General features: G+C 57.2%; 20 protein-coding genes. 10 read left to right on the forward strand and 10 right to left on the reverse strand.

Annotated features, from left to right (window positions below):
- Positions 1-92 precede the first annotated feature (92 nt).
- The gene (locus J7400_RS15080; RefSeq protein ID WP_209064763.1) at positions 93-2,543 is read left to right on the forward strand and encodes an FAD-dependent oxidoreductase; all 2,451 of its coding nucleotides are present in this window, start codon (positions 93-95) and stop codon (positions 2,541-2,543) included.
- A gap of 110 nt (positions 2,544-2,653) precedes the next feature.
- Positions 2,654-3,562, forward strand: coding sequence for an EamA family transporter RarD (rarD, locus tag J7400_RS15085; protein ID WP_209064765.1), 909 nt, complete (start codon positions 2,654-2,656; stop codon positions 3,560-3,562).
- Positions 3,563-3,565: 3 nt separating this feature from the next.
- Here rarD and J7400_RS15090 read toward each other — a convergent pair whose 3' ends face one another.
- Both J7400_RS15090 and J7400_RS15095 read right to left on the reverse strand, forming a co-directional pair.
- Complete coding sequence (locus tag J7400_RS15090; protein ID WP_209064768.1) at positions 3,566-4,279, reverse strand: SGNH/GDSL hydrolase family protein; 714 nt, start codon at positions 4,277-4,279, stop codon at positions 3,566-3,568.
- 3 nt (positions 4,280-4,282) lie between these two features.
- Positions 4,283-4,693 (reverse strand): nuclear transport factor 2 family protein, encoded by a 411-nt coding sequence (locus J7400_RS15095; RefSeq protein ID WP_209064770.1) that lies wholly within the window; start codon positions 4,691-4,693, stop codon positions 4,283-4,285.
- 106 nt (positions 4,694-4,799) lie between these two features.
- On the opposite strand from J7400_RS15095, the gene J7400_RS15100 reads away from it, so the two are divergent.
- Entirely contained in the window at positions 4,800-5,453 is a 654-nt protein-coding gene (locus J7400_RS15100; RefSeq protein WP_209064772.1) for an RluA family pseudouridine synthase, read from the forward strand.
- Positions 5,454-5,456: 3 nt separating this feature from the next.
- Here J7400_RS15100 and J7400_RS15105 read toward each other — a convergent pair whose 3' ends face one another.
- The 3 genes from J7400_RS15105 to sseA form a co-directional block, all read right to left on the reverse strand.
- A complete protein-coding gene (locus J7400_RS15105; RefSeq protein ID WP_209064774.1) occupies positions 5,457-5,915 on the reverse strand; it encodes a GAF domain-containing protein in 459 nt (152 codons plus the stop codon).
- Positions 5,916-5,977: 62 nt separating this feature from the next.
- Complete coding sequence (locus J7400_RS15110; protein ID WP_209064776.1) at positions 5,978-7,162, reverse strand: amino acid aminotransferase; 1,185 nt, start codon at positions 7,160-7,162, stop codon at positions 5,978-5,980.
- Positions 7,162-8,016, reverse strand: a complete 855-nt coding sequence (sseA, locus tag J7400_RS15115; RefSeq protein WP_209064778.1) for a 3-mercaptopyruvate sulfurtransferase — start codon at positions 8,014-8,016, stop codon at positions 7,162-7,164. The genes J7400_RS15110 and sseA overlap by 1 nt, the downstream gene beginning before the upstream one ends.
- A gap of 185 nt (positions 8,017-8,201) precedes the next feature.
- On the opposite strand from sseA, the gene J7400_RS15120 reads away from it, so the two are divergent.
- A complete protein-coding gene (locus J7400_RS15120) occupies positions 8,202-8,933 on the forward strand; it encodes a hypothetical protein (RefSeq protein ID WP_247738830.1) in 732 nt (243 codons plus the stop codon).
- Here the strand turns inward: J7400_RS15120 and smpB are convergent.
- The gene (gene smpB / locus J7400_RS15125) at positions 8,930-9,409 is read right to left on the reverse strand and encodes an SsrA-binding protein SmpB (RefSeq protein WP_209065009.1); all 480 of its coding nucleotides are present in this window, start codon (positions 9,407-9,409) and stop codon (positions 8,930-8,932) included. The genes J7400_RS15120 and smpB overlap by 4 nt on opposite strands.
- Before the next feature lie 184 nt (positions 9,410-9,593).
- Between smpB and J7400_RS15130 the strand changes: the two genes are divergently transcribed.
- The 3 genes from J7400_RS15130 (at position 9,594) to J7400_RS15140 (ending at position 14,395) form a co-directional block, all read left to right on the forward strand.
- A complete protein-coding gene (locus J7400_RS15130; RefSeq protein WP_209064780.1) occupies positions 9,594-10,781 on the forward strand; it encodes an aminotransferase class I/II-fold pyridoxal phosphate-dependent enzyme in 1,188 nt (395 codons plus the stop codon).
- Positions 10,782-10,795: 14 nt separating this feature from the next.
- Complete coding sequence (locus J7400_RS15135) at positions 10,796-13,720, forward strand: DNA translocase FtsK (RefSeq protein ID WP_209064782.1); 2,925 nt, start codon at positions 10,796-10,798, stop codon at positions 13,718-13,720.
- Between the two features lie 78 nt (positions 13,721-13,798).
- Complete coding sequence (locus tag J7400_RS15140; RefSeq protein WP_209064784.1) at positions 13,799-14,395, forward strand: outer membrane lipoprotein carrier protein LolA; 597 nt, start codon at positions 13,799-13,801, stop codon at positions 14,393-14,395.
- A 12-nt stretch (positions 14,396-14,407) separates the two neighbouring features.
- Here the strand turns inward: J7400_RS15140 and J7400_RS15145 are convergent, their stop codons facing one another.
- Entirely contained in the window at positions 14,408-14,632 is a 225-nt protein-coding gene (locus tag J7400_RS15145) for a DUF465 domain-containing protein (protein WP_209065011.1), read from the reverse strand.
- A gap of 199 nt (positions 14,633-14,831) precedes the next feature.
- Between J7400_RS15145 and J7400_RS15150 the strand changes: the two genes are divergently transcribed.
- A complete protein-coding gene (locus tag J7400_RS15150) occupies positions 14,832-15,245 on the forward strand; it encodes an Hsp20 family protein (RefSeq protein WP_209064786.1) in 414 nt (137 codons plus the stop codon).
- Positions 15,246-15,249: 4 nt separating this feature from the next.
- A complete protein-coding gene (locus tag J7400_RS15155) occupies positions 15,250-15,474 on the forward strand; it encodes a DUF1150 family protein (RefSeq protein WP_209064788.1) in 225 nt (74 codons plus the stop codon).
- A gap of 49 nt (positions 15,475-15,523) precedes the next feature.
- On the opposite strand, the gene J7400_RS15160 is transcribed toward J7400_RS15155, so the two are convergent.
- The 3 genes from J7400_RS15160 to J7400_RS15170 form a co-directional block, all read right to left on the reverse strand.
- The gene (locus J7400_RS15160) at positions 15,524-15,877 is read right to left on the reverse strand and encodes a hypothetical protein (RefSeq protein ID WP_209064790.1); all 354 of its coding nucleotides are present in this window, start codon (positions 15,875-15,877) and stop codon (positions 15,524-15,526) included.
- Positions 15,878-15,971: 94 nt separating this feature from the next.
- Positions 15,972-17,288 carry an ammonium transporter gene (gene amt / locus J7400_RS15165; protein WP_209064792.1) on the reverse strand — a complete coding sequence of 439 codons (1,317 nt, stop codon included), beginning with the start codon at positions 17,286-17,288 and terminating at the stop codon, positions 15,972-15,974.
- Positions 17,289-17,313: 25 nt separating this feature from the next.
- On the reverse strand, positions 17,314-17,652 hold the full coding sequence (locus J7400_RS15170; protein ID WP_058238401.1) for a P-II family nitrogen regulator: 339 nt from the start codon (positions 17,650-17,652) through the stop codon (positions 17,314-17,316).
- A 257-nt stretch (positions 17,653-17,909) separates the two neighbouring features.
- On the opposite strand from J7400_RS15170, the gene J7400_RS15175 reads away from it, so the two are divergent.
- Complete coding sequence (locus J7400_RS15175) at positions 17,910-20,075, forward strand: transglycosylase domain-containing protein (RefSeq protein WP_209064794.1); 2,166 nt, start codon at positions 17,910-17,912, stop codon at positions 20,073-20,075.
- Positions 20,076-20,104 lie beyond the last annotated feature (29 nt).

Here is a 20,104-nt window from a genome sequence, read left to right on the forward strand (position 1 = left end):
TTCATCTTGCTGAAAATACGCCGGGTGTCCGAGGGCAGCGCCCTTGGCCGGCCTTGGGCCTAAGCCTGTGAAATACCTGAAAGGACATCGTAATGGCTGATCTTCCAAACAAAGCACGCGTTGTGATTATTGGCGGCGGTGTGGTGGGCTGTTCTGTGGCGTACCACCTGACCAAATTGGGCTGGAAAGATGTTGTGCTTTTGGAGCGCAAGCAGCTGACTTCGGGCACCACGTGGCATGCCGCAGGCCTGATCGCGCAGTTGCGCGCCACGGCAAATATGACCAAGCTCGCGAAATATTCCCAAGAGCTCTACGGCAACCTTGAAGCCGAAACGGGTGTGGCCACAGGCTTTAAGCGATGCGGCTCGATCACGGTGGCTTTGACCGAAGAGCGCAAGGAAGAGATCTACCGCCAAGCGGCCATGGCACGTGCCTTTGGGGTTGAGGTCGAAGAGATCTCCCCGGCTGAGGTGAAGGCGCGTTATGAGCATCTCAACATCGAGGATGTGAAAGCTGGCGTCTGGTTGCCGCTGGACGGTCAGGGAGACCCGGCCAATATTGCGTTGGCTTTGGCCAAAGGTGCGCGGCAGGGCGGTGCCATCGTCAAGGAGCGTATCAAAGTCACCAATATCGCCAAATCCGGTCGCAAGGTGACGGGCGTAGATTGGGTCTCTGATGACGGCAACGCCCAAGGCCACATTGCCTGCGATATGATTGTGAACTGCGCGGGTATGTGGGGCCATGAAGTGGGCCGCATGGCGGGCGTGAACGTGCCGCTGCACGCCTGTGAGCACTTCTATATCGTGACCGAAGGCATTCAGGGCCTCACACAGATGCCGGTGCTGCGCGTTCCCGATGAATGCGCCTACTACAAGGAAGACGCAGGAAAAATCTTGCTCGGCGCCTTTGAACCCAACGCCAAACCTTGGGGCATGAACGGCATTCCCGACAGCTTTGAGTTTGACCAGCTGCCGGAAGACTTTGACCACTTTGAGCCGATCCTGGAAGCGGCTTGTAACCGTCTTCCCATGCTGGCTGAGGCGGGTATTCACACCTTCTTCAACGGGCCGGAAAGCTTCACGCCTGATGATGCTTATCACCTTGGGCTGGCACCTGAGATGGACAATGTCTGGGTGGCTGCTGGCTTCAACTCGATTGGCATTCAGTCTGCAGGCGGCGCGGGCATGGCGCTGGCGCAATGGATGAATGATGGCGACAGGCCTTTTGATCTGGGGGATGTGGACATCAGCCGTATGCAGCCGTTTCAGGGCAACAAAACCTATCTGTTTGAGCGTTCCAAAGAGACGTTGGGGCTGCTTTATGCGGATCACTTCCCCTATCGCCAAAAGGCCACCGCGCGCGGCGTGAGGCGCACACCGTTCCATCATCACCTCAAAGAGCAAGGTGCGGTTTTTGGAGAGCTTGCAGGCTGGGAGCGGGCCAATTGGTTTGCGAATGAAGGCCAAGAGCGCGAATACCAGTATACTTGGAGACGCCAGAATTGGTTTGAGAACTCCGCCGCCGAGCACAAAGCGGTGCGCGAAAATGTCGGCATGTATGACATGTCGTCTTTTGGCAAAATCCGTGTGGAAGGGCCGGATGCCGAAGCCTTCATGAACTATGTGGGCGGCGGCGATTATTCGGTGCCAAATGGCAAGATCGTCTACACACAATTCCTCAACCGCAGTGGCGGGATTGAGGCGGATGTGACCGTGACACGGCTGACAGAAACCGCCTACCTAGTGGTCACCCCTGCTGCGACACGGCTTGCGGATCAGACATGGATGCAGCGCCACAAAGGCAATTTCAACGTGGTGATCACAGATGTCACCGCCGGTGAGGGTGTGCTGGCCATCATGGGGCCAAACGCGCGCAAACTGCTTGAGAAAGTGTCTCCGGCGGATTTCTCCAATGCGACCAACCCGTTTGGTACCGCGCAGGAGATAGAGCTGGGCATGGGCCTCGCGCGCGCGCATCGTGTGACCTATGTGGGGGAGCTTGGCTGGGAGATCTACGTGTCCTCAGATATGGCAGGGCATGCCTTTGAAACACTCTGGGACGCGGGTCAGGATATGGGGTTGAAGCTTTGCGGCATGCACATGATGGACAGCTGCCGGATCGAAAAGGGCTTCCGCCACTTTGGACATGACATCACCTGCGAAGATCACGTGGTGGACGCGGGTCTTGGGTTTGCCGTGAAGACGGACAAAGCAGATTTCATCGGCAAAGAGGCGGTGATCGCACGCAAAGAGAGCGGCCCCAAAAACCGGCTTTTGCAGTTCAAGCTCACGGAGGCCGAGCCTCTGCTGTTTCACAATGAGCCGATCCTGCGTGATGGCGAATATGTCGGGTACCTGAGCTCCGGGAACTACGGCCACACACTAGGCGCTGCCGTGGGGCTGGGCTATGTGCCGTGCGAAGGAGAAAAAGCCGCGGATGTATTGGCGTCGACTTACGAAATCGATGTGATGGGCACCAGAATCCGCGCCGAGGCCTCTTTGAAGCCCATGTATGATCCCAAGTCCGAGCGGGTCAAAGTCTGAGAGCGGCGGGGTCATCATCAAGATTGGTGATGGCCTCCCTCACAAAATCGGGCGTTTCCTTCCGAAGGGCCGGGCGGTATCAAGGCACGTCGCGGCTGAAGGAGACACCCATGGCGGCAACCAGCAACACACCCGAGAATGTGGATACGCCCAGAGGCTTTGCCTTTGCGATGGCGGCTTATCTGCTTTGGGGGTTCCTCCCGCTCTACATGAAGCTTCTCGCGCATATGCCGGCGCTTGAGGTTGTGGCGCATCGGGTCATTTGGTCTGTGCCGATTGCCGGGGCTGTTTTGATCATTCTGCGGCGCACAAGCGATTTGATCGCGGCGTTGCGCAATCCCCGCACGCTGGCCATGGGCTGCATCACAGCGGCGCTGATCACGATGAATTGGGGGATCTACGTATGGTCGATTGCCAACGACCGCGCGCTTGATGCGGCGCTGGGCTATTACATCAATCCGCTGTTCAGCATTGCCCTCGCAGCCTGTCTGCTGGGGGAGCGGCTCTCGCGTCTGCAATGGATTGCCGTGGCCCTGGCCGCTGGCGCTGTGGCCGTGCTTTGGGCAGATGCGGGCAAATTGCCCTGGCCAGCATTGGCTCTCACCGTGTCTTGGGGTTTCTACGCTTTCTTCAAGAAGTCGCTGCCGATTGGGCCCAACCAAGGGTTTTTGCTGGAAATTTTGATCCTGTCCGTGCCTGCAACGGGATATCTGGCGTGGCTGATATCAAGCGGGCAGGGGCATTTTATGCAGAACGCATACGATACCTGGCTGTTGCTGGGATGTGGCGTGGTCACGGCGGTGCCGCTGCTGTTTTATGCCAATGGTGCCAAGCTCATGCGGCTGTCGACCATTGGCATCATGCAGTACATTGCCCCGACAATGATCTTCCTCGTTGCGGTGTTTGTGTTTGATGAGCCCTTTGGGCAGGCAAGGATGATTGCATTCCCGATGATCTGGCTGGCACTGGTGGTCTATTCGATCCCGATGCTGAGAGATCTGCTGGGCAAGCGCGGCTGAGGATCAGCCAAGTCGCGCGCGAATGTGGTCTGCAAACAGCGATGCCCAGAGCGTGTAGGCCTCTTCGGAGGGATGATATCCGTCAGACGCCTGATAGCGGGTTTCAAAGGGCAGATCGATGGGCAGGTGGCTGAGTATCGGGTGTGTGGCCGCCAAACCTGCCAGTGCGTCGTCAAGGCGCGTGGCCTGTGCCCCCAGCACCCACCGCAAGGGTTGAGGTACCTGCGGGTAGGCGCCCATTGGCGGCAAGCCGGATGCCACGATGCACCGCGCACCAAACTTCGTGGACAGTAGATCCGCGAGCTCTGTCTGCCGCTTCACCCATTTGCGTCGGCTGCTGCCGCGGGTGACGTCGTTCACACCGAGGGCGGTGATCGCTAGATCAAAAGAGGCCGCTGGCAGGGCGCTTAGGCGTTTCAGCATACCCGTGGTGGTGATGCTGCTTTCACCAATCAGTTTCCAAGTCACCTGATGATCCTGCGCAAGGTTTTGCACCAATCGCCCGGACAGGGCTTTTTCCTGTGAGGTGGCGCCCACGCCAGCGGCGGAGCTGTCTCCGACGATCAGTAGTCTGAGCGACTTGTCGGAGCCGCTTTGCCCTTCGCGCGCGCCCGGCGGTTCACTCAGCGTGTTGGCCCGCTGTCGCACGCCCAGCCCCTGCGCCACCAAAACCGGGGTCAAAGGAATACGGGCAAGTTGATCAGCAGCGGGCAACATGAGTTAGCTTAAAGCCTCTTTGAATTTTAGGAAACGCGGGTCTGTCATGACACGCTTGTTCATCGCATCGCGCAGGGCACCAATGGTCTTATATGGGCGCATCACCACTTCGAAATGCTTAATGCCGCCCCGATCATCAAGGGTGATCAGATCAACACCCACACAGTCAAACTCACCCACTTTGCACTGAAACTCGAGCGCCCAGTCCTTGCCGTCTCCCATCACGCGGCGATAGCGAAAATCGGTGAAGACATTCCCCACATGCCCAAGCACCGCTGCCACCGGGTCCCGTCCGGTCCATGTGGCCCAGTAAGTGGGCGGTTGAAATGTTACATCTTCAGCCAGCAGCGATCTGATGTCGTCTTCGTTGCCCTTGGCGACAACTTCTTGCATGCGTGTGATTGTGGGGTGCATCTGTGGTCCTCCCTTACTCTCCCACGCGTAGCCTGCGCATCTATAGGGGCAACTCAAGCCTGACGTCGGGTTGCCCAACGTGCCGCAAAGCCCTATGTCCGGCTCCATGACTGAAATCACCCCCTATGATCCGCCCCAAGATCCACTGGTGATCTTGCATGAAGACAGCGACATTGTTGTGGTCGACAAGCCCTCCGGCCTGCTGTCGGTGCCAGGGCGGGGTGAGCATCTTTCTGATTGTCTGATCAGTCGCGTACAGGCGGCTTTTCCAACCGCTTTGTTGGTGCACCGATTGGATCGGGACACATCAGGTGTGATGGTGTTTGCCCTGGCCCCACACGCACAGCGAAACCTGTCGATGCAGTTTGAAAAGCGCAAAACCAAGAAGACTTATGTTGCGCGGGTCTGGGGAAAGATGGCGGAGAAGTCTGGCACGGTGGACCTGCCGCTGATTGTGGATTGGCCCAATCGGCCGCGCCAGATGGTGGATCATGAGAACGGCAAGCCGGCGATCACCGATTGGCGGGCGCTTAAGGTCAGTGATGGTGAGACGCGCGTGCGCCTGAGCCCCAAAACCGGCCGCAGCCACCAGCTGCGGGTGCATATGCTGGCGCTGGGACATGTGATTTTGGGAGATCCGCTTTATGCGGAAGAGGAGGCCTTGGCGTTCCCCCGCCTTATGCTGCACTCAGAGGAGCTGCGGATCAGCCATCCCGAGAGCGGGAAGGGCATGGCGTTTCGTGCCAAGGCGCCCTTCTAGAATTTAAGCGGCATTCTTGAACGCGGCTCCGAGAATGGCGGTGAGCTGATCGGCGTCTTCTTGGGTGAAAGCGTCGGGCTGGTTGCTGTCGATGTCAAACACGCCAAGCAGATCGCCATTGCCGTTCCAGACCGGCAAAACCAGCTCTGAGCGGGTGCTGCTGGCGCAAGCGATGTGGCCGGGGAAGGCATCTACGTCAGGGACGAGCTGTGTTTCACCGGTGCGCGCAGCTGCACCACAGACGCCGCGCGAGAAAGGGATCACCAGACAGCCGTGACCACCTTGATAGGGCCCGATTTTGAGCAATTCTGGCGCGACAACGCGGTAGAAGCCCGTCCAGTCAAAGCGGTCATCGGCGTGGTGCACTTCGCAAGTCACCGTGGCCATGAGAGCGACGGCGTCGGTTTCGCCTTCGGTGAGGGAGGCGATTGTGGCTGCAAGGGTGCTGTAGTCCAGAGACATGAGCGTACTCCAAAAAGAAACCGCGCCTCAGCGATGGGCCAAGGCGCGGTTGTGATGTGAGTTTAGATGCCAGCGTCGACGATGGCTTTGGCCAGAACCGGCACAGAATTCTTGTTCAGGCCTGCGATGTTCATGCGGCTGTCGCCAACCATATAGATGGCGTTGTCGACACGCAGTTTCTCGACCATCTCTGGCGTGGTGCCCAACTGACTGAACATGCCCCGGTGCTGCGCAAGGAAGCCAAAGCGATCCGAGCCGGACAGGCGCTGAAGTTCGCTGGCGAGCTGTTCACGCAGCGCGAGCATGCCGAGGCGGGTTTCTTCCAGTTCTGCCATCCAGTCTGCTTTGAGCTCCGCATCAGTCAGAATCGTGGTCACCACCCGTGCGCCATGGTCTGGCGGGAAGGAGAAGTTCTGGCGGTTGAGGTGGTTGAGATTGCCCTGGGCGATGGCGGTGTTCTCCGCTTTTTCGCTCATGGCGATCAGTAGACCCGTACGCTCGCGATAGATGCCAAAGTTCTTGGAACAGGAAGCCGCGATCAGCAGTTCTGGAACTGACTGGGCCACCAGGCGCGTTGCGGCGGCGTCTTCTTCCAGACCGTCGCCAAAGCCCTGATAGGCGATGTCGATCATCGGCGTACAGCCTTTGTCGGTGATCAGGTCGATCACGGTCTGCCACTGCGTCAGGTTCAGGTTGGCGCCGGTCGGATTGTGACAGCAGCCGTGCAGCAGAACCACGTCGTCGCGGGTCACGCCGGCAAGATCTTCCATCATGCCGTCAAAGTTCACGCCACGGGTCTCCGCGTCAAAATAGCGGTATTTCACCATTTCGATGCCAAGGTGGTTCAGAATGCTGACGTGGTTCGGCCAGGTTGGATCAGACACAAAGACACGGGCTTTTGGATTTGCTGTCTTGATCAGCTCAAAAGCCTGACGAATGGCACCGGTACCGCCCGGGGTGGCCACGGCAGCCAGACGGTCGCGTGCTACGGTGCCAGACAGCAGCATGTCGATCATGGCGTCCGCATAGGCCGGATCCCCCGCCAAGCCGGTATACGCCTTGGTGATCTGCTCCTCGACAATCTTCTGCTCCGCCGCTTTCACAGCACGCATGACCGGGGTCACACCTTCGGCGTTTTTGTAAACGCCAACACCCAAGTCCACCTTGGTGGCGCGAGGATCTTCGCGATACATGGCCATGAGGCCGAGGATCTTATCTTTGGGCTGCTCTTTCAGGTTGGTGAGCATCAGGCTTCTCCGGTTGCTACGGGCACAGTGGGGAACGCCCCCCATTCGGCCCATGATCCATCATAAAGGGAGTGATCGGTCTTTCCGAACCGTTCCATCGCAAGGCACAAAACAGCCGCAGTCACGCCGGAACCGCAAGTGGTGATGGTCGGTTTGCTCAGATCAACGCCTGCTCCTTCAAAGACGGCGCGCAGTTCCTCTGCGCTTTTCATCGTGCCATCTGAATTCAGCGTGTCTGTGAACGGTACGTTTTTGGAGCCGGGGATATGGCCTGAACGCAGACCTTCGCGGGGCTCGGGCGCGTCACCGCGGAAACGTGCTGCGGCGCGGGCATCAATGATTTCGTGATCCCCAAGTTTGGCCGCATGAGAAACCTGCGTCACGTCGCGCACCATGTGGTTCTGACGGCGCACGGTCATGTGGCGGTCGCGGATAATCGGCGGCAGATCCTCAACGGGGCGGCCTTCGGCGATCCATTTGGGAAGCCCACCGTCCAGCACTGCGATGTTGTTTTGGCCCATCAGTTTGAAGAGCCACCAAACCCGCGCTGCAGAAAACAGGCCAGCACTGTCATAGACCACCATCTGGTGGCCGTCTCCGACGCCCATCGCGCGCAGTCGTGACATGAATTTTTCGACCGGCGGCACCATGTGAGGGAGGTTGCTGCGCCCGTCTGAGATATCGTCGATATCAAAATAGCGCGCACCAGGGATGTGGCGCTCCAGATATTCAGCGCCCGCCGTGTTATCCATGCCAACGGGTGACATAGAGCCATCCAGAATGCGGAGGTCTGGGTCTTTCAGGTGGGCGGCCAGCCATTCAGTGGACACCAATGTCTTGGGATCGTCGCTCATCTTATCCCTTTCCAGTAACACTAGAAACACTGCCTACATCCCGCACCCGCAAGAGGCAAGTGGCGGGGTAGCGTAGGGCTATTCTGGCGTCCAAAAGTCGGGCGCAAATCTAATTTCGATGAGTGAACCACTTTTGGTTGAATGTCGTAATCTTCCTCGGTTCTATTTAGGAGCTGCATTTAAAGATGAGGGAGCAAATTGTGATGGCGGGAAAGGTCCTGATAATTGGCAGCGGTCCCAACGCACCGTTGGCCGCCGATTGGCCAAGGGAACAGTTTGACCACATCGTTGTCATTAACAACGCATGGCGCGTGCGCCCCGATTGGACACATGTGATCTTTCCTGAGGACTTTCCCAAAGATCGACACCCGTCTGAGATCAGCAACGCGCAGAGCGTGGTGCGGTATACGGAATATGTGCCGCAGAACAATGCATTTGGCGGCGTTTTGTTTGCGGGCGGCACTATGGCCTTTACGGCTGGGTATTGGGCGCTGGGAGCGCTGAAGCCTGACGTCATGGCGTTTATCGGATGTGATATGGTCTATCCCAAGCAGGGCAATACGCATTTTTATGGGACAGGTGCGGCGGACCCGCTGCGCGAAGATGTGTCGCTTCAGAACCTTGAAGGTAAGTCTGCGCGCCTCGCGCTGCTTGCGGCGCAGGAGGGCTGTGCCTGTGTGAATTTGTCTATTGAGGACAGTCGCATGGTATTTCCGCGCGCTGAGCTGAGCGACCTGCGGGACATCCAGCCCGAAGTTGTCGCAACACATGCAGAAGTTGCCGAGTTACGCCGTGCGGAAGCCGCGCTGGGCTATGAGGCACCAAGTGGACGCTATTGGGAGATTCTTGATCAGATTGATCCCAAAAAACTCGCCGAAATTGACGCAGAATGGCTTGCGCTGTTTAGGCAGGTTTAGTCGCCGTGACGCAGTAGGCGCTGCTTTTGGCGGCCCCAGTCGCGCTTGGCTTCCGTCGCACGTTTGTCGTGGTTTTTCTTACCTTTGGCGATGCCGATCTTCATTTTCACAAAGCCTTTGTGATTGAAGTACATCACCATGGGAACCAACGTCATGCCTTTGCGCTGGGTCGCACTCCACAGGTCAGAAAGCTGTTTCTTGCTGACCAGAAGCTTACGTTTGCGCCGCTCGAGGTGCGGGAACATCGCGCGCTCATATGGCGCGATATAGGAGTTCACCAACCACAGTTCGCCATCTTCCACAGCAGCATAGCTTTCTGCAATATTGCCGGACTTCTCGCGCAAAGACTTCACTTCTGATCCCGACAAAACAATGCCAACTTCGATGTCATCATCGATGGCATAGTCATACCGCGCCCGCCGGTTCTCGGCGATCACCTTATAATTCGGATCAGAGTTCTTTTGCTTCTTGGCCATAACCCGCGTGGCATAGCGCGCTCCTAAGGCAGTGTCCATCCTGAGCGTGCTTTAGGGTTTGTGTTGTGGTGGCGCGAAGGCCACAAGCTCAAATGTCCCCGGCATTTTAGTGGACGCAGACTCAGGCTTTGGATAGTTTGGGCACAAACGGGGCGCTATGATCCCGAACTTGAGGCAGTTGAATATGATTTTCCCCGAGCGGTTTTCGAACCTACCGGCTTATGCATTCCCGCGTCTGCGTGCGCTATTGGATCACCTGGAACCAGGTGGCCCAGTTGTCCATATGACCATTGGTGAGCCAAAGCATGCATTCCCTGACTGGGTGACAGACGAAATTGTTGCGCATTCCGCGACCTTTAATCGCTACCCTCCAAACGAGGGTGCGCCCGAACTGCTTGAGGCCATCGCAGGGTGGGTGGAGCGCCGGTATGGCGTCCCGGTAGATGCCGACACCGAAGTTATGGCGCTTAACGGTACACGTGAAGGGCTTTACAACGCCGCCATGGCGCTGTGCCCGGAAACCAAGAATGGCGAACAGCCGCTCATTCTGACTCCCAATCCGTTTTATCAGGTCTATGCGGTGGCGGCGATCTCCGTGGGTGCGGAAGCACTGTTTGTCCCCGCGACCGAAGCCAGCGGCCATCTGCCGGACTTTTCTGGCCTTTCTGAAGCGCAGCTCCGACGCACAGCAGTTGCCTATGTCTGCTCTCCTGCGAACCCGCAGGGTGCAGTGGCGGATCGCGCCTATTGGGAACAGCTGATCGGCTTGGCCGAAAAATATGATTTCAAGATTTTCGCGGATGAGTGCTACTCGGAAATCTACCGTGGCGAAGCACCTACCGGCGCCATTCAGGTGGCACGCGATATGGGGGCAGATCCTGAACGCTTGCTGATTTTCCATTCTCTGAGCAAGCGCAGCAACCTCGCTGGCCTGCGCTCCGGATTTGTTTGCGGCGGCCCGGAGAGCATTCGCCGGATCAAGCAATTGCGGTCCTACTCAGGTGCGCCTTTGCCGCTTCCTCTGCAAATGGCTGCAGTCAAGGTTTGGCAGGATGAAGAGCATGTGATTGAAAATCGCCGGCTCTACGCGGAAAAGTTTGAGCTCGCCGATGAGATATTTTCGGGCATTGAAGGATATCAGAGCCCCAACGCAGGGTTCTTTCTCTGGCTGCCCGTTGAAGACGGTGAGGCTGCAACGGTCAAACTTTGGACTGAAACCGGCGTGCGCGTGTTGCCGGGGGCCTATCTGAGCCGCGATGCAGACGGAGAAAACCCTGGAAAAGGGTTTATCAGGGCTGCACTGGTGGCTCCAAAAACCGAGGTGGCAGAGGCGCTGGTGAAGCTGCGCGACTGTCTCTACGGGCAAGAATAATAAAGAGGTGGAGTATGGCGTATCAAGCGAGAGGACGTGGGCCTTTGTTGGATAGCAACACACAGGCGGCAGTCGAAAAACGTGGTAAAGAGCTGATTGGTATCGTGCTGTTGGGCCTGGCGATTATGTCGGCCGCCATGATCCTGTCCTACTCCCCATCCGATCCCAGCTGGCTGTCCGTCACCGATGCACCGGTGCAGAATATGCTGGGGCGATTTGGGGCTTCGATCGCTGCACCACTGTTTATTATTGTCGGCTGGGGCAGTCTTGGTCTCGCTTTGATTTTTGGCGCGTGGGGGTTCCGCTTTGCCTTTCACGTTGGCGAAGAGCGTGTGCAGAGCCGTATTATCTTCGCGCCGATTATGCTGGCATTGGGTGCAATTTATGCCTCGACCCTGACGCCCGGGGCGGACTGGATTCACGCATTTGGACTTGGCGGCCTGTTTGGCGACACGGTCATGGGCGCCCTGCTGACCATTTTGCCGATCGGAGCCCAGTCGGGTGTGAAATTCATGTCGCTTCTGACCGGGATTGCCTTTGTGGCTGTCACGGGCTTCGTGCTTGGTTTCACCAAACTGGAACTCAGCCGTTTGGCGCAAGGGCTCGTTGTTGGCTTGGTGCTGGCTTATGACGCCTTGATGCGGTTGTTGGGGCGTGGAGCAACTGGCGCGGTGCAGGCTGCGAAGGCTGCACAAGAGCGTCGGAATGAGCGCCGTGAGCTTGCCGCACAGAGCGATCACATGGCTGCCGAGGCTGGATGGCAAGACGCTGTTCTTGAGGATGCCGACGAATTCCAAGACGCGGTGGTTGAGGCAAAACCAAAGCCTCGACTGCGCATTCCAGGGTTGATCAAGCGCGCAGAGCCGACGCCCGAGGATTTGCCTGAGCAGGAACTCGTCGAAAATCTCTTTGCCGAAGATTTTGGCGAGCGTCCGGAAGAGGCCCGTATCAGCGCCAAAATTGCCGATGTGATGCGTTCGCGCGCACGGCGCGGCGTTCCTGTGGCGCCACCGGAGTTGCACAAAGACAAACCGCTGACCAAGGGACGTGGCCGAGGCCCGGATCCGCTGTTGTTGGGCGACAATGAGCCGACATTGACCGCTGTGCCTGAGCCTGAGGTGGTTGCTGCACCCCTGGCCGGTCTGCGGGCAGAACCGCCGCTTTCCATGCATCAGTCTGCCCCTTACCCCCCAGAGCTAAGCGTTGCCGCACCTGAGCCACAGCTGGAAGAGGGCACCGTTGCGGGATTTGAGATTGTGTCTGACGCCCCAGCACCCACCCCAGCGCCGGTCGCACCAATCGCCCCAATTCCGGTTGCCGAACCGAAGAAAGTTGTGCAGCCGCGCCAGAACAAGGTGGTTCAACCCTCAACTCGGGCGCAGGCAGAAGCACAGCCTTCCTTGGCCTTTGAAGAGGAAAGCTCACATTACGAATTGCCGCCGCTTGGCCTTTTGGAGAATCCGCTCGACATCAAGCGCCATCATTTGAGTGATGAGGCGTTAGAAGAAAACGCGCGTATGCTGGAAACCGTTTTGGATGACTACGGTGTCAAAGGCGAGATCGTGAGCGTGCGCCCCGGGCCTGTTGTCACCATGTATGAACTTGAGCCGGCACCGGGTCTGAAGGCGAGCCGTGTGATTGGTCTGGCAGATGACATCGCGCGCTCGATGTCTGCGCTGTCTGCGCGTGTGTCGACTGTGCCGGGTCGCAGCGTGATTGGCATCGAATTGCCAAATGAAAACCGGGAAAAGGTGGTGCTGCGCGAGATCCTCGCTGCGCGTGACTTTGGCGACAGCAATATGAAGCTGCCGCTTGCGCTCGGCAAAGACATCGGCGGCGATCCCATTGTCGCCAATCTCGCGAAGATGCCTCACCTGCTGATTGCGGGGACTACTGGTTCGGGTAAGTCGGTTGCGATCAACACCATGATCTTGTCCCTGCTTTATCGCCTGACTCCGGAAGATTGTCGTTTGATCATGATCGACCCGAAGATGCTGGAACTGTCGGTGTATGACGGCATTCCGCATCTGCTGTCGCCTGTTGTGACCGACCCGAAGAAAGCCGTAGTGGCATTGAAGTGGGTCGTGGGCGAGATGGAAGATCGCTACCGCAAGATGTCCAAAATGGGTGTGCGCAACATTGATGGCTACAACAGCCGTGTGAATGATGCGCTCTCCAAGGGCGAGACGTTCAGTCGAACGGTGCAAACCGGGTTTGATGATGAGACCGGCGAACCCGTGTTTGAGACCGAAGAAATCGTACCGGAAAAGATGCCCTACATCGTGGTCATCGTCGACGAGATGGCGGACCTTATGATGGTGGCGGGCAAGGAGATCGAAGCCTGCATTCAACGTCTGGCACAGATGGCGCGTGCCTCGGGTATTCACCTGATCATGGCCACGCAGCGCCCATCGGTGGACGTGATCACCGGTACGATCAAGGCGAACTTCCCGACGCGGATTTCTTTCCAGGTGACGTCAAAAGTGGACAGCCGCACGATCCTCGGTGAGATGGGGGCTGAACAGCTCCTTGGCATGGGGGACATGCTCTACATGGCTGGTGGTGCGAAGATCACCCGCTGCCATGGGCCTTTCGTGAGCGACGAAGAGGTCGAAGAGATTGTGAACCATCTCAAGAGCTTTGGTCCGCCGGATTACATCGGTGGCGTTGTCGAGGGGCCGGAAGATGGCAAGGCTGACGATATCGATGCTGTGCTCGGGCTGAACACCGGTGGCAACACCAATGGCGAAGATGCGCTCTATGATTCTGCCGTTGCGATCGTCATTCAGGACCGCAAGTGCTCCACTTCCTATATCCAGCGTAAGCTGGCGATTGGCTATAACAAGGCCGCACGCCTTGTGGAACAGATGGAAGATGAAGGCCTTGTCAGCCCGGCCAATCATGTTGGCAAGCGTGAGATTCTGGTGCCGGAGCAGTGATTTTCCGCTGAGCGCACGAGAAAGTGTGCTCAGCCTCTGCGCAACCCGATAGGGCGCGCCTATATTGGGTTTATGAAAATGGTTAGATTGACACTTGCAGCCCTTCTCGCTGTGACCACCGCGGCACCTGCGTTTGCCGAAAAGCTCTCCCTGAATGCGTTGAGCACCTATCTGAACGGCTTGAAAACGGCTGAGGCCGCATTTGTTCAGACATCTGATGATGGTTCTGTCCAAACCGGACGTCTGTTCATTCAGCGGCCGGGCAAAATGCGTTTCGAATACGCGCCGCCGCAGAAGGCACTCGTTTTAGCGAGCAACAATGCCGTTGCGATTTTTGATGACCGCGCCAATGGTGCGCCTGAGACCTATCCGCTTCGCCGCACGCCGCTGTCATTGATCTTGGCGAGAAACGTCGATCTGGGGGCTGCCAATATGGTGGTCGGGCACAGCTTTGACGGCACGCATACTGTGGTGACAGCCCAAGACCCTAAGAGCCCGGAAAGTGGCCAGATTCAGCTCAAGTTTTCTGATTCGCCTGTCGCTCTACAAGAATGGGTGATTCTGGATGCCTATGGCTCGCAAACAACGGTACGGCTGGATGATGTCACAACCGATATGAGTTTTCCGCGCAGCTTGTTTGACATCGACACCGAGAGACGCAATCGAGGTCAATAAGTAGCGTGCCAATCAGGCAATGATGTCAGGCGTAAGCCGGTCTTCGATCCGTGCGATGATGTCCTTCAGGCGCAGTTTCTGCTTCTTGAAGCGCTGAATGGTCAGCTGGTCGCCAGTGCCACGGTCGACAAGTGCGTTGATCGCATCATCAAGATCGCGGTGTTCCTGTTTGAAAACTTCCAATTCGACTCGCAAAACATCGTCTGTCTTCATGGACAAATCGGTCGTGGCATTCATTTGGCTGTCCTCAATCTTGGCGAGAGTCATAGAATACTCTCTTTGTGCGCTGCTGAAAAGCGCAGCAACCACGCGGAATTTATGACAGTTGAGATAGTTGGTGACTTGCGGGATGCCAGAGCCTCCCCCATATTTGATAGGCAGTCGGTTGCCAGAAAGGGATCGGCGCGCAGACGGTCGCTTTGAAAAGGACGTGTCAATGACCAAACTTACTTTGGGGTCCTATCCCCATCTTCTGGGCTTTGAGCAGCTCGAGCGCCTCTTGGAGAGGACGGCAAAATCTGGTGGCGAAGGTTATCCTCCGTTCAATATTGAGCAGACCTCGGATTACTCCTATCGCATCACACTCGCGGTTGCAGGCTTCCGGGAACAGGATCTGAGCATCACCGTTGAGGACCGTCAGCTCGTAGTGCGCGGGCGGCAGGCAGAAGACAGCGGAGAGCGTGTTTTTCTGCATCGGGGTATCGCAGCGCGGCAGTTCCAGCGCAGCTTTGTACTCGCGGATGGCGTGGAGGTAGGTGAAGCCATTATGGAGAACGGTTTACTGCATGTAGACCTGACCCAGGCGCGTCCTGAGACGATTGTTCAAACCATCCAGATCAAGAAAGGATAAGATTATGCAGGCAGAATTTGACACCCAGTCACTGGATGATCGCGTTGTCTATGTTCGGGAGGTTTTGGTCGCGGAGTTGCCCGAAGAGGTTCAGGAGCAAGCTGAAGGCGCGGAAACGCTCTTTGCTGTGCACACCACCGACGGCGAACGGCTCGCGCTTGTGAAAGAGCGCAATCTCGCGTTTATCTTGGCGCGCCAGCACAATTACTCACCGGTAACCGTGCACTGACACAAACCATTCGCCATGAAATCGGCGCGCCTTCGGGCGCGCTTTTGTTTTATGGCAACTCGTAAGCTGTGGTCTGCTCGGCCCAGCCACCGACATTGTCCCTGGCGCGCAGGTAGACAGTGGTTGTTCCCTCAGGAATGGCCACAGAGCTGAGACTGCGGGTAAAGGGTTGCTCATTCACATGGGGATGGAGCAATTCACGGGTCCCTAAAATAGAGCCGTCAGAAAGCTCTACGCGCCAGCCATCTGCATAATCGTCCCAGCCGGTGTCAGGATGTAGAATTGTGACATCAAAGCGCCAGCCGTTGGTGCTCGAGTTTGCTTTGATATCGGTGATCTGCGGTGAATCTGCGAATGCGCCGCTCGCCAAAATAAAGCTTAAAAGTAAAATCAAGTGTCTCATGGGGACAAAGTACCATGAGCGCTCTGAACTGTCTTGCAAGTGAAAAGCCCGGGCGGCTGCCCGGGCTTCACGATTTCGTTTGTAGCGGCTTTGCTTAGCCTTTGGAGAAGTCCGGATAGGCTTCCATGCCCAGTTCAGACATGTCCAGACCGTTGATCTCGTCTTCTTCAGAGACCCGGATGCCCATCACGGCTTTCAGGATGACCCAGAGGATCAGGGAAGCTACGAAGGTGAACACACCGTAGGCAACGATACCGGTCAGCTGTGCGCCGATGGTTGCGGAGCCGGAGAAGGCCACTGCGATGGTGCCCCAGATGCCTGCAAAGAGGTGAACTGGGATCGCACCAACAACATCGTCTATCTTCAGTTTGTCCAGCAGCGGAACAGTGATCACCACGATCACGCCACCCACTGCGCCGATCACCAGTGAGCCTGCGAGCGAAGGTGCGAGAGGTTCTGCGGTGATGGAGACGAGGCCTGCCAGTGCGCCGTTCAGGATCATGGTAAGGTCTGGTTTCTTATAGAGGATCTGTGTCAGGATCAGTGCGGCAACTGCGCCAGCTGCTGCGGCCATGTTGGTGTTGGCAAAGATGCGCGATACGTCGGTGACATCACCCACAGTGCCCATTGCCAGCTGAGAGCCGCCGTTGAAGCCGAACCAGCCGAGCCACAGGATGAATGTGCCCAGAGTGGCCAGTGCAAGGTTGGAGCCCGGCATAGGAACGGTGCGGCCGTCTTTGTATTTGCCGATACGTGGGCCAAGTACGATGGCGCCGGCGAGAGCAGCCCAGCCGCCTACGGAGTGCACAATGGTGGAGCCTGCGAAGTCGGAGAAGCCGAGTTCAGACAACCAGCCGCCGCCCCACTGCCAGGAGCCGGAGATCGGATACAGGATGCCGGTCAGGACGACAACGAATGCGAGGAACGGCCACAGTTTGATACGTTCTGCCAGCGCACCGGAAACGATGGATGCGGTTGCAGCAACGAACATCAGCTGGAAGAAGAAGTCAGAGCCAACGGAAGCGTAGTCCAGTGCTGCGTCAGCGGCGTCGAGGCCAACTGGTTCCAGAGACGTTGGAACAAAGTTGAACGCGAAGTAGCCGTTGAAGTCACCAGGGTACATCAGGTTGAAGCCAACCAGCCAGTACATGATGGCGGCGATCGAAAAGAGCGCCATGTTTTTGGTCAACTGCATGGTCACGTTCTTGGAGCGAACGAGGCCCGCTTCCAGCATCGCAAAACCGGCTGCCATCCAGAAAACAAGGAAACCACCCACCAAGAACAGCAGAGTGGTCATGATGTATGGGCCAATTTCGTCAAAGCCCGGAGCCGCAGCGGCTTCCTGAGCAAAGCTCAGAGTCGGAAGCGCTGTCAGCGCACCGGTCAGAGCAATTTTCGTCAGAGTTTTCATGCGTGTATTCCTTCCTTGCGACGCCTTAGATGGCGTCTGCATCCGTTTCGCCGGTGCGCACGCGGATTGCTTGCTGCACGTCCAATACAAAGATTTTGCCGTCGCCAATTTTGCCGGTCTGGGCGGTCTTGGTGATGGTCTCGACAACTTGGTCTGCCATGTTGGCTGCAACCACGAGCTCGAGTTTGACTTTCGGCACAAAGTTCACAGCGTATTCAGCGCCGCGATAAATTTCAGTGTGTCCGGATTGGGAGCCGAAGCCCTTGATTTCAGTGACCATCATGCCGCGCACGCCGATGTCGGTCAGCGCCTCGCGGACCTCCTCCAGCTTGAACGGTTTGATCGTTGCGATAATCAGTTTCACCTTGTTCCCCTTTTGGCGATGCGGGGGGCGCCCCGCGAATTTTGCGTCTGCAGAAAACCGCAGCAGAGCGCCGAAAACGAAGGCTGAAGCCGCGTCAATTGGCTAATTTCGAAGGCACATGCTCAAAAAAGATGCTAAAAATAGCTGATGCACAAAAAATGAGCTTAATGATAACTGAATCCGACTGTACTTCGGCCTTACAAGTAGTCAGCAACGGGGTAAAATAGGCGAAAAGCGAACTGAGCAGCTGGGTATCCATGAGTGATTCAAGACGAAAAAAGCCTCCGTTGGTGGCAGAGAAGCGCTACGGTCGCACAGCGCCAAAGTCTGCTCGCAAGTCTGCGAAACCCAAAGCAAAGCCAGCAGCGACAAAAAAGAAACGCGCCACGGCTCGCAAGCCGGCGCGCAAGCAGAATCCGATTGTCGCGTTTTTCCGCCGGATCTTTGGATGGGTGCTGCGCCTTGTCTGGTCGCTGGTTTGGCGCACAAGCTTTGTAATTGCTCTGATCGTCTCATTTGCCGTGGGCTATGTGTACCTGACCCTGCCCGATGTTGATGAGCTGCTGGATGGACGTGCGCGAGGGTCTGTCACGCTTCTCGACCGTGACGACAGAGTCTTTGCGTGGCGTGGAGACCAATTTGGTGGTGTCGTGACCGCCGATACGGTTTCCAAGCACCTCAAAAACGCGGTGGTGGCGACAGAGGACAAAAGATTCTACCGCCATTTCGGGATCAGCCCGCGTGGTGTGGCGAGTGCCGTTCGGATCAACCTTCGCGAAGGACGTGGCCCGCTCTCAGGTCACGGTGGCTCCACACTCACTCAACAGACAGCAAAGCTTCTGTGCCTCGGTGTGGCCTACGATCCCGATGACTGGGAGAGCGAAGCAGCCTATGTGCGGGATTGTCGGCGAGGATCGCTGGGGCGGAAAGCCAAAGAAGCAATCTATGCTATGGCGATGGAGGTCAAATATACCAAAGATGAAATCCTGTCGGTCTACCTGAACCGCGCCTATATGGGCGGCGGTGCCTACGGTGCTGAGGCTGCAGCGCAGCGCTATTTCGGAAAGCCCGCTGCGAATTTGACGCCGGCAGAGGGGGCCATGCTTGCGGGTCTGCTGACTGCGCCGTCCTCTTTGGCGCCTACAGCCAATCTGCAGCGCTCTCAAGATCGCGCGGCGACTGTCCTGCGGCTTATGAACGAGCAGGATTATCTGTCGGAAAAAGATACGGCCTTTTATCAAGCGAACCCGGCGACATTGTCAGAGGCTGCCCAGGCGAATGCGGGTGGGTATTTCGCGGATTGGGTCATGGCGTCCGGGCCTGAATTCTTTACTCGTAACACCACGGAAGATGTGATCCTAAAAACCACGTTGGATCCGGATATTCAGGCTGCTGCTGAAAAAGGGCTCCGCTGGGTTTTTGAGAACAAGGTTCGCGAAGGCTCAAAAGCGCAAGCCGCCATTGTTGTTATGTCGGCTGATGGGGCGGTACGAGCTATGGTAGGTGGTCGCGAGACTCAGGTGTCAGGTGCCTTTAACCGTGCGACGCAAGCGAAGCGTCAAACTGGCAGTGCCTTCAAGCCATTTGTCTATGCCACCGCATTGGAGCGCGGCGCTCATTATGACGACAAGGTTCTGGATGAGCCTTATTGCCAGAATATCCCCGGATCAGGTCAGTGGTGTCCAAAGAACTACACCGGCAAATATTATGGAGATGTCTCACTGACCTTTGCTCTGCAGAACTCGTTGAACATTCCGGCGGTGAAAGTGTCAGAGCAGGCTGGGCGCGAAAATGTGCGTACCGTGGCAAGTATGTTTGGCATCGAAAGCGATCTGGCGGCGGGTCCCGCGCTCGCGCTCGGGGCGTCTGAAAGCAGCTTGCTAGAAATGACCGGGGCGTATGCCGGTATCCTCAATGGTGGCTCGTCTGTTACGCCTTACGGGCTGGTCGAGCTGCGGCTGCTTGGGGATGAAAGTTCTTTGATGGGCTCAGGTGGCGGCATTGGCGAGCGTGTGATCTCGGATGCTGCGGCGCGCGAACTTATCTGGATGATGGAGAAGGTGGTGAGCGAGGGCACGGGCGCGCGGGCGCAAATGCCAGGCTGGCAGGTGGCAGGTAAAACCGGCACCACGCAAGCCGCACGGGATGCGTGGTTCATTGGCTTTACCAACGAGTACGTTGCTGGGGTGTGGATGGGCTATGATGACAACACACCTTTGACTGGTGTGACAGGTGGTGGCTTACCAGCTGAAATCTGGCGCGAAGCCATGGTTCGCATTCACGAGGGCGTTGAGCCCAAACCTCTGCCTGCCTTTGCGCCCAAGCCGCAGCCCAAAAAGGTTTGGACACCCGACCGACCTAAGCGTTCCGGCATCGAAGATGTGGTGAATGGCATCCTGAGAGACATTTTCGGCGGCAATTGATATTGCCGCCGTCAAAGTTGCCTACATGT

Source organism: Shimia sp. R9_2, from assembly GCF_017743735.1.
In the GTDB taxonomy this organism is placed as follows: domain Bacteria; phylum Pseudomonadota; class Alphaproteobacteria; order Rhodobacterales; family Rhodobacteraceae; genus Shimia.

What these genes read in the sequence shown, in the direction of transcription:
- J7400_RS15080 (WP_209064763.1), top strand. Translation starts at nt 93, where the DNA reads ATGGCTGATCTTCCAAACAAAGCACGCGTTGTGATTATTGGCGGCGGT.
- rarD (WP_209064765.1), top strand. Translation starts at nt 2,654, where the DNA reads ATGGCGGCAACCAGCAACACACCCGAGAATGTGGATACGCCCAGAGGC.
- J7400_RS15090 (WP_209064768.1), bottom strand. Translation starts at nt 4,279, where the DNA reads ATGTTGCCCGCTGCTGATCAACTTGCCCGTATTCCTTTGACCCCGGTT.
- J7400_RS15095 (WP_209064770.1), bottom strand. Translation starts at nt 4,693, where the DNA reads ATGCACCCCACAATCACACGCATGCAAGAAGTTGTCGCCAAGGGCAAC.
- J7400_RS15100 (WP_209064772.1), top strand. Translation starts at nt 4,800, where the DNA reads ATGACTGAAATCACCCCCTATGATCCGCCCCAAGATCCACTGGTGATC.
- J7400_RS15105 (WP_209064774.1), bottom strand. Translation starts at nt 5,915, where the DNA reads ATGTCTCTGGACTACAGCACCCTTGCAGCCACAATCGCCTCCCTCACC.
- J7400_RS15110 (WP_209064776.1), bottom strand. Translation starts at nt 7,162, where the DNA reads ATGCTCACCAACCTGAAAGAGCAGCCCAAAGATAAGATCCTCGGCCTC.
- sseA (WP_209064778.1), bottom strand. Translation starts at nt 8,016, where the DNA reads ATGAGCGACGATCCCAAGACATTGGTGTCCACTGAATGGCTGGCCGCC.
- J7400_RS15120 (WP_247738830.1), top strand. Translation starts at nt 8,202, where the DNA reads ATGAGGGAGCAAATTGTGATGGCGGGAAAGGTCCTGATAATTGGCAGC.
- smpB (WP_209065009.1), bottom strand. Translation starts at nt 9,409, where the DNA reads ATGGCCAAGAAGCAAAAGAACTCTGATCCGAATTATAAGGTGATCGCC.
- J7400_RS15130 (WP_209064780.1), top strand. Translation starts at nt 9,594, where the DNA reads ATGATTTTCCCCGAGCGGTTTTCGAACCTACCGGCTTATGCATTCCCG.
- J7400_RS15135 (WP_209064782.1), top strand. Translation starts at nt 10,796, where the DNA reads ATGGCGTATCAAGCGAGAGGACGTGGGCCTTTGTTGGATAGCAACACA.
- J7400_RS15140 (WP_209064784.1), top strand. Translation starts at nt 13,799, where the DNA reads ATGGTTAGATTGACACTTGCAGCCCTTCTCGCTGTGACCACCGCGGCA.
- J7400_RS15145 (WP_209065011.1), bottom strand. Translation starts at nt 14,632, where the DNA reads ATGAATGCCACGACCGATTTGTCCATGAAGACAGACGATGTTTTGCGA.
- J7400_RS15150 (WP_209064786.1), top strand. Translation starts at nt 14,832, where the DNA reads ATGACCAAACTTACTTTGGGGTCCTATCCCCATCTTCTGGGCTTTGAG.
- J7400_RS15155 (WP_209064788.1), top strand. Translation starts at nt 15,250, where the DNA reads ATGCAGGCAGAATTTGACACCCAGTCACTGGATGATCGCGTTGTCTAT.
- J7400_RS15160 (WP_209064790.1), bottom strand. Translation starts at nt 15,877, where the DNA reads ATGAGACACTTGATTTTACTTTTAAGCTTTATTTTGGCGAGCGGCGCA.
- amt (WP_209064792.1), bottom strand. Translation starts at nt 17,288, where the DNA reads ATGAAAACTCTGACGAAAATTGCTCTGACCGGTGCGCTGACAGCGCTT.
- J7400_RS15175 (WP_209064794.1), top strand. Translation starts at nt 17,910, where the DNA reads ATGAGTGATTCAAGACGAAAAAAGCCTCCGTTGGTGGCAGAGAAGCGC.